Origin of the sequence: Deinococcus sp., from assembly GCF_018260405.1 — a bacterium.
Taxonomy (GTDB): Bacteria; Deinococcota; Deinococci; order Deinococcales; family Deinococcaceae; genus Deinococcus.
The window spans coordinates 1-9,803 of the sequence record NZ_JAGLBG010000089.1 but is presented as its reverse complement, the minus strand read 5'-3'; the positions used below and the strand labels follow the sequence as shown (position 1 = coordinate 9,803).

The 9,803-nt window shown below is 63.4% G+C and carries 9 protein-coding genes and 1 pseudogene; 7 read left to right on the top strand and 3 right to left on the bottom strand.

All coding sequences use genetic code 11. The features are described 5' to 3' along the window. The 7 genes and pseudogenes from QZ269_RS10610 to QZ269_RS10580 form a co-directional block, all read left to right on the top strand. A pseudogene (locus QZ269_RS10610) lies at positions 1–479 on the top strand (hypothetical protein); the annotation flags it as partial. Between the two features lie 143 nt (positions 480–622). Next, positions 623–2,350, top strand: a complete 1,728-nt coding sequence (locus tag QZ269_RS10605) for a GAF domain-containing sensor histidine kinase (RefSeq protein ID WP_291426684.1) — start codon at positions 623–625, stop codon at positions 2,348–2,350. 86 nt (positions 2,351–2,436) lie between these two features. Further along, on the top strand, positions 2,437–2,913 hold the full coding sequence (locus QZ269_RS10600) for a DoxX family protein (RefSeq protein ID WP_291426683.1): 477 nt from the start codon (positions 2,437–2,439) through the stop codon (positions 2,911–2,913). Positions 2,914–3,208: 295 nt separating this feature from the next. Then, positions 3,209–6,241, top strand: a complete 3,033-nt coding sequence (uvrA, locus tag QZ269_RS10595) for an excinuclease ABC subunit UvrA (protein WP_291426682.1) — start codon at positions 3,209–3,211, stop codon at positions 6,239–6,241. A 111-nt stretch (positions 6,242–6,352) separates the two neighbouring features. Further along, complete coding sequence (locus QZ269_RS10590; protein WP_291426681.1) at positions 6,353–7,171, top strand: hypothetical protein; 819 nt, start codon at positions 6,353–6,355, stop codon at positions 7,169–7,171. Positions 7,172–7,242: 71 nt separating this feature from the next. Continuing rightward, positions 7,243–7,950, top strand: a complete 708-nt coding sequence (locus QZ269_RS10585) for a thioredoxin domain-containing protein (RefSeq protein ID WP_291426680.1) — start codon at positions 7,243–7,245, stop codon at positions 7,948–7,950. 3 nt (positions 7,951–7,953) lie between these two features. Next, the gene (locus QZ269_RS10580) at positions 7,954–8,415 is read left to right on the top strand and encodes a disulfide bond formation protein B (protein ID WP_291426679.1); all 462 of its coding nucleotides are present in this window, start codon (positions 7,954–7,956) and stop codon (positions 8,413–8,415) included. Positions 8,416–8,530: 115 nt separating this feature from the next. On the opposite strand, the gene QZ269_RS10575 is transcribed toward QZ269_RS10580, so the two are convergent. Genes QZ269_RS10575 through QZ269_RS10565 form a run of 3 tightly spaced genes read right to left on the bottom strand, consistent with a single transcriptional unit; the run spans position 8,531 to position 9,521 of the window. Next, a complete protein-coding gene (locus tag QZ269_RS10575; RefSeq protein ID WP_291426678.1) occupies positions 8,531–8,839 on the bottom strand; it encodes a roadblock/LC7 domain-containing protein in 309 nt (102 codons plus the stop codon). Further along, positions 8,836–9,174, bottom strand: a complete 339-nt coding sequence (locus QZ269_RS10570) for a roadblock/LC7 domain-containing protein (RefSeq protein ID WP_291426677.1) — start codon at positions 9,172–9,174, stop codon at positions 8,836–8,838. Before QZ269_RS10570 ends, QZ269_RS10575 begins: the two co-directional genes overlap by 4 nt. Beyond that, on the bottom strand, positions 9,171–9,521 hold the full coding sequence (locus QZ269_RS10565) for a roadblock/LC7 domain-containing protein (RefSeq protein WP_291426676.1): 351 nt from the start codon (positions 9,519–9,521) through the stop codon (positions 9,171–9,173). Before QZ269_RS10565 ends, QZ269_RS10570 begins: the two co-directional genes overlap by 4 nt. Positions 9,522–9,803: the final 282 nt, after the last annotated feature.

Below are 9,803 nucleotides of genomic sequence, written 5' to 3'. Positions count from 1 at the left end.
ACAGCGACCTTGAGCAGTGCCAGATCACGGTCAGGATTCCGACGGGCGACTACGCCAGCCTGAACCTCGCGCAGGCCGTGCTGCTGGTGTGCTACGAATTTTTGCAGGGCCAGGACGACGTGCCCGAGTGGACGCGTAAAACCGCCACCCGCGAGGAAATGGAAGCGATGTACGGCCACCTGCAAGACACCATGGGGCTGATCGGCTACACCGACGCGGTGCGGGCGCGGCACACCATGCGGCTGTGGCGGGCGATGCTGGACCGCACGCTGATGAGCAGCGCCGAGAGCCGCCTGCTGCGTGGGTTTTTCCGGCAGGTGGCCTGGAAGGTCGGCGACGCGGCGGCGCGGGGAACCGTAGCGCCGCGCCACGCCGAACCCACGCCCGCAAACCTTACAACTGCCATTCCAGCCAGCCTCCCAAAGAACATGCTGGGCAGCGACACGGAAGAGGAATCACGGAAGAGTAATGAAGAGTAATACAGACTGCGCTCAATTCCGGCACACCTGAAAAAGCACCAGATGCGCCTTTGCCAGCAGCTTTACGCCTCCGCCCGGATTGAAAAGTTTCGCCAACCTTTCTATCTGGGTGGGTATCCGCACCTTCCTCCTAGACTAAGCGCATGTCCAAGACGCGCCCCGCCACGACTCCCCCGGCCCGGCCCGCACCGCGCGAGGTGAGGCTCTCGGACCGCGTGCGGCTGGTGCGCAACGTGCTGCCGACGCTGATCGTGCTCGTGGTGGTGGCCGTCGAATTCGCTATCCGGCAGCTACCAGCTATTCAGGCGCAATTCTGGGCGCACCTGCTGTTTTACGGCCTGCTGGGACCTGCCGTAACGTTTTTCAGTGTGGAGTGGATCGCCGAGGGCACCCGCGCCCGCGAGCAGGCTGAACACGAGCTGCGCGGGCTGTACGGCGAGCTCAGCGCCTCGCACGGGCGGCTGCGGGCTGTGCAGGAGCTGATGCGCGAGGTCGCTGAGGCCCCCGACATGGCGGCGGTGGTCGAGGTCGCGGCGCGGGGAGCGGTGCGGGCGACCGGGGCCACCCACGCGACCCTGACCGTGCCCGGCGGCCTGAGCAGTTCGGCGCGGGGCGAGACGCTGCTGGCCGCGCCCAGTGCCGACCTGCACCCGCTGCGGGTAGGCATTCCGGGCGGCGGGGCGCTGGCGCTGCACTTCGAGACGCCGCCGACCCCGGAAACGATGGCGCTGGCCCAGGCCATTTCCTCGGAAGTCGCCAATGGGGTGGACGCCGCCCGCAACCGCACGCTGGACCTGATGACGCTGTACAGCGTGGACCAGAGCATCCGCGCCGAGCGCAACATGCGGCGGCTGCTTTCGCGGGTGACGCGCAATATGGCGGCCCGGCTGGGCGTGGACGCACGGGCGGCTTACCTGACCGACCAGGACGGTGTGTTACGGCTGGAATATGCCCAGGATCAGGGCGGCGAAAGCGGCAGCGGCAGCCCGGCCCCCGCCTTTGCCCTGCGCGTGGCCGAGGCCGGAACCCCGCTGCTGGCCGCCGGGGCCGAGGCAAGTGAGGTCTTTCCGGCGGCCAGCAGCGCCCTGGGCCTGCCTATGCGCGACGACGACGGACTGCTGGGGGTGCTGGTGCTGGGCGACGTGCGGGCAGACGCCTTTGCCGAGGCCCCGGTGGCGCTGCTGGCCTTCATGGCGGGGCAAGCGACGCTGGCGGTCCGCAACGCCCGCGCCTACCTGTACTCCGAGGAAGTCGCCATCAGCGACGAACGCGCCCGCATCGCCCGCGAGATTCACGACGGGGTGGCGCAGTCACTTGCCTTCGCCGCGCTGAAGCTCGACGTGGTGGCCCGCCAGATTCGCAGGGAGCCGGAGCGGGCCGAGGCCGAGGTCAGGGAAGCCTCCGCGCTGCTGCGTGAGCAGATCCGCGAAGTGCGGCGCTCGATCTTCGCGCTGCGGCCCATCGACCTGGAAAAATACGGCCTGCTCGAAACGCTGCGGCGCTACGTGGCCGACTTCGGGGAACAGAACAGTGTCCGGACCTCACTGGAAGTTTCCGGCGACATTCACCTCTCGCCGGGCGATGAGGCCATCATTTTCCGCATCTTGCAAGAAAGCCTGAACAACGTCGCCAAGCACGCCCGCGCCCGTGAAGTGGCGGTGACCCTCCACGGTTCGCAGCGCGTGCTGCTGCGGGTCAAGGACGACGGGCAGGGTTTCGACCCCGAACAGGTCAGCGGGCGCGTGAGCAGCGCCGGGGGCCTGGGCCTGATGCAGATGAACGAGCGCGTGGCGGCGCGTGGCGGGACCTACCGCGTGCGCTCCAGCCCCGGCCACGGCACAGTGGTCGAGGCCGAGCTGCCCCAGGTCTGAGACGGACTCCGGCTAAAAGGTGCAGGTCTGCCATCCCCCAAACTGACCCGGCGTAGAGCCTGCCCCCGACCCCGTAAACTGAGCACATGACCCGTCAACCCGAACTGGCTCTGGCACTACTGCGGCTGATGCTGGGGGCCATGTTCGCGCTGCACGGGGCGCAGGCCATTTTTTACAGGGGTCTGGGGCCAACCACGGCGCAGTTCAAGGGCTGGCATGTGCCTATGCCGCTGCTCACGGCCCCGCTGGTCGCCACGCTGGAACTGACGGGCGGCATCCTGATTTTTCTGGGGCTGGGGGCACGGCCTTTTGCCTTTGCCCTGGCGGTGGTTATGGGCGCGGCCATCTGTTATGCCCACTGGGGCAAGGATTTTTTCAGGGGCGGCATGGAAGTCCCGCTTATTTTGCTGGTCTGCGCCCTGGCGATTGCGCTGGGCGGCCCGGGCAAACCATCTTTTGACCAGATGAGCGGTGAGGTGGTGGGGCCGCCGCAAAAGCCCCAGCCGTCCGGGCCACCGCCTGCCTCAAAGCGCGTGGCGGCCAAGAAGAAGAGCGGAGATTAACCCACACAAAGTGCGCTTAATTCCGCCCGCAGTGGGGAGCGGGCAGGCCCCTTCATGGGTGCCGCTCTGCCCAAGACAGCGGGCAGGCCCCATTTGTCGGTTTCCCCTTCCTCTGCCCCATTTTGCCCTGCTAAACTAGCGTGTTCAGAACGTAGGAGGGCCGACCTCCTACGCACCCATCGTAACCAATAGGAGCAGTCGCCAGAGATGTCGTCCGAACTGAAAGTGAATGCCGCAGCCGTATTTTTGCAGTTTTGACTTTTAGACGGCTAGACGACTCCGGCAAGGAGCACCCATGCAAGACAAACTCATCGTGCGCGGCGCGAGGGAACACAACCTCAAGAACATCACCGTTGAGATGCCGCGTGAGCAGTTCGTGGTGATTACCGGCGTGTCCGGCTCCGGCAAAAGCACCCTGGCCTTCGACACCATCTACGCCGAGGGCCAGCGCCGCTATGTGGAGTCGCTCAGCGCCTACGCCCGGCAGTTCCTGGGCCTGATGGAAAAGCCCGACGTGGAAAGCATCACCGGGCTGTCTCCGGCCATTTCCATTGACCAGAAGACCACCAGCCACAACCCGCGCAGCACGGTGGGCACCGTCACCGAGATTCACGATTATCTGCGGCTGCTGTATGCCCGCGTCGGCACACCGTACTGCCCGGTTTGCGGGCGCAAGATTGAAAAGCAAAGTCCCAGCGAGGTCACCGACCGCCTGTTAGCCAGCTTTGAAGGCAAACGCGCCATCCTGCTGGCCCCGGCGGTGCGCGGGCGTAAGGGCGAGTACCGCAAGCTGTTTGCCGACCTGAGGCGCGAGGGTTTTGCGCGGGTGCGGGTAGACGGCACACTGTACGAACTGGACGAGGCCGAGAAGCTGAAGTTGGAAAAGTTTGAAAAGCATGATGTGGACGTGGTGATTGACCGCCTGACCATGCGTCATACTGACCGCGCACGTATTGCCGAGTCGGTGGAACTGGGCATCCGCCGGGGCGAGGGCCTGCTGCGGGTGCTGCTGCCCGACGGTGGCCCCGAGGGAGAAGCGCACGAGGAACTGTACTCGGAAAAGTTCGCTTGCCCCGAACACGGCAGCGTGCTGGAGGAACTGGAGCCGCGCAGCTTCAGCTTCAACAACCCCTACGGCGCGTGCGGCGACTGTGGCGGGTTGGGCTTCAAACAGGAATTCACCGCTGAGCGCGTGATAGACGACAAACTCAGCATTGACGACGGCGCAATTTTGCCCTGGACAAAAAAGGGCAGCGACGCCGGAATCTATTACTACGACAAGTTGCAGGCACTGGCCGCTCACCTGGACTTCAGCCTCAAGACGCCCTGGCGCGAGCTTCCAGCCCTAGCCCAGAAAGCCGTGCTGCACGGCCCCGGCGAGGCGTTCCCGGTGGTGTACAAGCGGGCGAGCAAGGAAACGCGCTTCATGACCGAATTTGAGGGCGTCCTGACCAATCTTCAGCGCCGCTACGCCGACACCGAGTCCGAATTCATGCGCGAGAAGCTGGAAGAACTGATGGAACTCCAGCCTTGCCCCAGTTGCGGCGGCACCCGCTACAAGCCCGAAATTCTGGCGGTGCGGGCGGGCGGCCTCAACATCTCGCAGGCCAGCGGCATGAGCGTGCTGGAAGCCGACCAGTTTTTTGGGCAGTTGCAGGGCGGCACCCTCGACCACGCCGCCATTGAACCCTTTCTCAAGGGCCACACCGGCGGCAGCCAGCAGGCACACGGGCCACGGCATTACGAGTACACACTCGGCGACTTCGGCGCGGCGGTGGCGGCTCCGATTCTCAAGGCCATCCGCACCCGCCTGAAGTTTCTGGTAGACGTGGGCCTGGACTACCTCTCGCTTGACCGCACCGCCAACACGCTAAGCGGCGGCGAGGCGCAGCGCATCCGGCTGGCGACCCAGGTGGGCAGCGGCCTGACCGGGGTGCTGTACGTGCTGGACGAACCCAGCATCGGCCTGCATCCCAAAGACAACGGACGGCTGATTGGCACCCTCAAAAACCTGCGCGACCTGGGCAACACCCTGCTGGTGGTCGAACACGACGAGGAGACCATGCTGGCCGCCGATTACCTGATTGACATGGGGCCGGGCGCGGGCGTGCATGGCGGCGAAGTGGTTGCCAGCGGCACGCCCGCCGAGGTGCGCGGGGCCAAAGATTCGCTGACCGGCAAATACCTGCGCGGCGAAATGAAAATCGAGGTGCCCCAGCGGCGGCGGCGCGGCAACGGCCTGTCGCTAAAGGTCATCGGGGCGCGGGAACACAACCTGCAAAACGTGGACATCAGCATCCCGCTGGCCACCATGACCGTGGTCACCGGGCCGTCGGGCAGTGGCAAAAGCACCCTGATTACCGACATCCTGCACGCGACACTGGCCCGCGAACTGAACGGGGCCAAGACCTCGCCCGGCAAATATGACCGCATAGAGGGCATGGAGCATCTGGACAAGGTCATTGAGATTGACCAGTCCCCGATTGGCCGCACGCCGCGCAGCAACCCGGCGACCTACACTGGCATGTTTACCGAAATCCGCGACCTGTTTACCCGCACCCCTGAAGCGCGGCGGCGCGGCTATCTGGCCGGGCGCTTCAGTTTCAACGTCAAGGGCGGGCGCTGCGAACACTGCAAGGGCGACGGCGTAATGAAAATCGAGATGAACTTCCTGCCCGACATTTATGTGCCGTGCGAGGTTTGCAAAGGCGCACGTTACAACCGCGAAACGCTGGAAGTGAAGTACAACGGTAAGACCATTGCCGACGTGCTGGACATGACCGTGGAAGACGCGCACGATTTCTTTGAGGCCATCCCCACCATTCAGCGCAAAATGGCGCTGCTGCTGGACGTGGGCCTAAGCTACATGAAGGTGGGCCAACCCAGCACCACGCTGTCGGGCGGTGAGGCCCAGCGCATTAAACTCGCCACCGAGCTGAGCAAGCGGGCCACCGGCAAGACCATTTACATTCTGGATGAACCCACCACGGGACTGCACTTTGAAGACGTGCGCCGCCTGATGGAAGTCCTTGACCGCCTTGCCGACGGCGGCAATACGCTGGTGGTGATTGAGCACAACCTGGACGTGATGAAGTGCGCCGACTACATCATTGACCTGGGGCCGGAAGGCGGCATACGCGGCGGGCAGATTGTGGCGACAGGTACGCCCGAAGAAGTGGCCGCGCACCCGACCAGCTATACCGGCGAGTATCTACGCAAGGTTCCGGGGATTGTGGCGGCGGGGGCGAAAGCCGGGGCTGCGGATGCTGGGGCGAAGGCGGAAAAACCTGCTAAGGCCAAAGCTAAGGCAAAGAAAGAAAAGCAGTAGGTAGCAGACACGCGCCCCCTTGCGCATCAGCCAGCAGGGGCATGGGCTGAGGCTACCCCTTCCAGCCCAACTCCGGCCTGACTGATTCAGACGTGGTAAAACCTTGAGAGCATGACCGCCGCTCCCGCACCGACCCGTAACGCTGGCCTTCGCTCTGGCCTCTGGACTGCCCTACGTCTGGTGGCAGGCTGGGCCACCGTCGCCGTTCTCGCCTACCTGCTGGGCGTGCCCAGCGACAGCTTCGGCTGGGCCAAGATGGTCTTTGCCTGGGTGCTGCTGACCCTGGTGGCCGACGAATTTGCAGGCTGGTTCGGGTACATCGGTCTGGCGCTCGGCGTCCTGCCCTTTTTGCACGCCACACCCGAGCCGTGGTTCACGGTCTTTCCGCTGGTCTTTGCCGCGCTGTTCGCCCTGCTGCTGCTCAAGCATTCCGGTGGGCCGTTCGTGGTGCCGTTTGCGGCGCTCCTTTTTATGGCGACCATCATCGCAGCCGACAAAATCGGGATCAAGATGAAGATACCGCTGGCGCTGATCGGCACGTCGCAGTTTCGCAACGCGACTTTCATCCCTATGATCGCCGTTATGAGCTTCAGCTTTTTGCGCCAGCTGGGCACCCTGCTCTGGCGCTGGCAGGCCAGGCGCACACGGCTGGCAGACGTGCCCCAAGTCCCCACAGCAAAAGCGGTGCCTCAGCCGACTGCGCCAGTTCCGGTGCCCGCCGCGCCAGTCGGCGTGAATTCGGCGAATCCAAGCACACCCGCCTCAAGCACACCCGGCCCAGTAACCGAAACCATCGTCGTCTCTCCTGCTGCGCGTGTGGTGGTGCCCAGCCCGGCCAGGCCGCAGACTGCCAAAACCCCGGCGGCGGTGATCGACCTCGACCTGGGCGACGTTCCGGGCGCACAAGAGCAGCCCCCCAGGAAAACCTGAGCCGCCCGGACTTCCAGTCTCACCTCACATTGACGCGCCTGACTACCGGGCGCGTTAAACTTTGCTGCGATATGACCCGACTTTCCGGAAACAATTCAAACCGCAGTGTTCTTCTGATCGGTACGCTCATCGCTGCCGCCCTGATCGGACTGGCCATTTGGGCCATGACCCACAAGGCTGCCGCGCCCACTACCAGTGGCGACAAAGCCGTGAACTTCAATCTTGCCAACCTGCCCTTCGACGGCAAGGCCGACGCCCCCGTGACTGTGGTGGCCGTAGAGGATTTCAAGTGCCCAGCCTGTAAGAACTTTCAGGACACGGCGGCCCCTGAACTCAAGACCAAGTATGTCGATACTGGCAAGGTCAAGTGGTACACCCTGATCTGGCCTTTCATTTCAACTCAGGTAGCCCGCAACCCCGAGGACGATAGCAAGTACGCGGCCATGGCGGCCAAGTGCGTCTACGACCAGAAGGGCAATGAGGGCTTCAGTACCTACCGTGACATCCTGTTCCGCGCCCAGCAGACCGAAACCATCGTCTGGGCCACCAAGTCCTACCTTAAGCAGCTGGCCTCCAATGTCGATGGCTTGGACACGGGCAAGTTTGCCACCTGCCTGGACACCGACGCCACTGCTGCCCGCGTGGAAGCCGACAAGAAGCAGGCCGAGGACGCGGGAGTCAGCTCGACGCCGACTATTTTTGTTAACGGTAAGGCCGTGACCATCACCACCGACGCGGTCAAGGACATCAGCGCGGCCATCGACACGGCTGCCAAGTAAACCATGAGCCGCGACAACCGCCTCTATCTGGCCTGGGTGGTCGCCCTGATCGCCACCCTCGGCAGTCTGTACTTCAGCGAAGTTCGGCACTTCAACCCGTGCATCCTGTGCTGGTATCAGCGCGTCTGCATGTACCCGCAGGTTCTACTGCTGGGCATAGCTGCTTTCAGAAACGACTTCGGTATCCGGCGCTACGTGCTGCCGCTGGCCGTGATCGGCTGGTGCACGGCGCTGTATCAGAACCTGGAAACATGGGGAGTGGTGCCAACCCTCAAGGCGTGCAGTATCAACCCGGCGGCGTCATGCAGCAACATCTGGGCCGTCTGGGGCAGCAACGAAACCTTTAACCATGCCCTGGCGATTCCAGTGCTGAGCATGATCGCCTTTACCCTGATCATCGCCCTGCTCAGCTGGAAACGCGTGCCAGTCGTGGCCGAGTCAGCCACCGTAAACGGCTACAGCTAAAGCACACAGCCAGAAGGAGCGAGGGCAGCCGTCAAAAGTTGCCTTGCCTGCCTTCTGTGTGGTCGCACATCGGGTGTTGTTTCAAGTGTACCGGATTGGGGAGCAGCCGTCCGTATTAGACCTTCCCGAGTGCCCGGCGCACCGCGAAACGCACCCGCCCCAAACTGGCGAGGTCGTCGAACGCTGTAATCAGAATGTGTTCCCCCACCGGGGTCAGCAGCACTGGGCCACCGTCAATATCCAGCAGCAGGTCATCCCACTTGGTCGCGTTCATGGCGGCCTGCAAGCTGCCAATCATGGCGCGGGCCGATACAGCCAAATTCAGGTCGGGGGTCTGATCCCCGACGGTCATCACCGAACGGCCAGCCTCGTCGACCATGGCGGCGTAGCGCACACCGCGCACGTTCATCAGGGGCTCGATCACGACTCACCTGCGGGCATATCGACCATTTCCAGGGCCAATCTTGCCAGGGCCTGCTGGGCTGCACGGGTGTCGTGGCCACGCATGACGGCGGCTCCCAGGACGTAATCGCCGCTGGCAATGGCGACCACTTCCATCCGCTCACTGGTAAACGACAGCCGGGTCACGCGCCCCGCGCCCATGCGGGTGCTGATGCGGCTCACGGTGCCGCGCAGCGAGGCCAGCTCGGCGGCCAGGGCTTCCCCGCCCTCACCGACAGTTTCTAAAGGCAGGCCGTCTTCTCCGACTAGCACGCCAGCGACCAGACCAGGAACGGATTTAAGGGCTTCGAGTCTCACAGCAGTTCTCCCAGGCGGCGGGCCGCTTCACGACTGTACAAACGTGATTGCCCCAGGTTGCTGCGGCCATCCAGCGCCAGCAGAAGAAAGAAGTCGGCATTAATCGGTCGCAGAAACACGCTGAGGTTTTCGCCGCGAATATAAAGTTCGCGGGTCAGGCCGCCGCCCAGGGTCTGAGTATAGACCCCGTTCGCCGAGCGCAGCATCCCGGCGTGTTCTGCGACCAGCAGATTGAGATCGGTAGTGGTAGGGGTGTAGCCCTCAACCAATAGGCCATCAAGTCCGCCAATAGCGGCGGCCCAGGCTCCATCGACTTCGGAAACAAGTTGGGTGAGGTCGGCAAGCATCTGAGTCCCATCATATCCCTCTGAAGCTCACACACCTCTGACTGGTCCCCCTGGGCTAGAGCCTCTGCCAAAAAGGCGCGACGCCTCTTGGCAGTGGTTCGGAACCTTTTCACCGCTACAGAAATGTGAATAAATTAACTCTCCGAACGCACTGGTTGGAAGCCATGCCTTGAGAGCAAGCGGATGTCAGAGCGAACTTGGCGACTTAGAGGATTTTGCAAAAAGATGGTGCTCTTTTTAACATCTTTTTGCCGAGTGGAACGAGTGAAAAAGAAAGAGCAG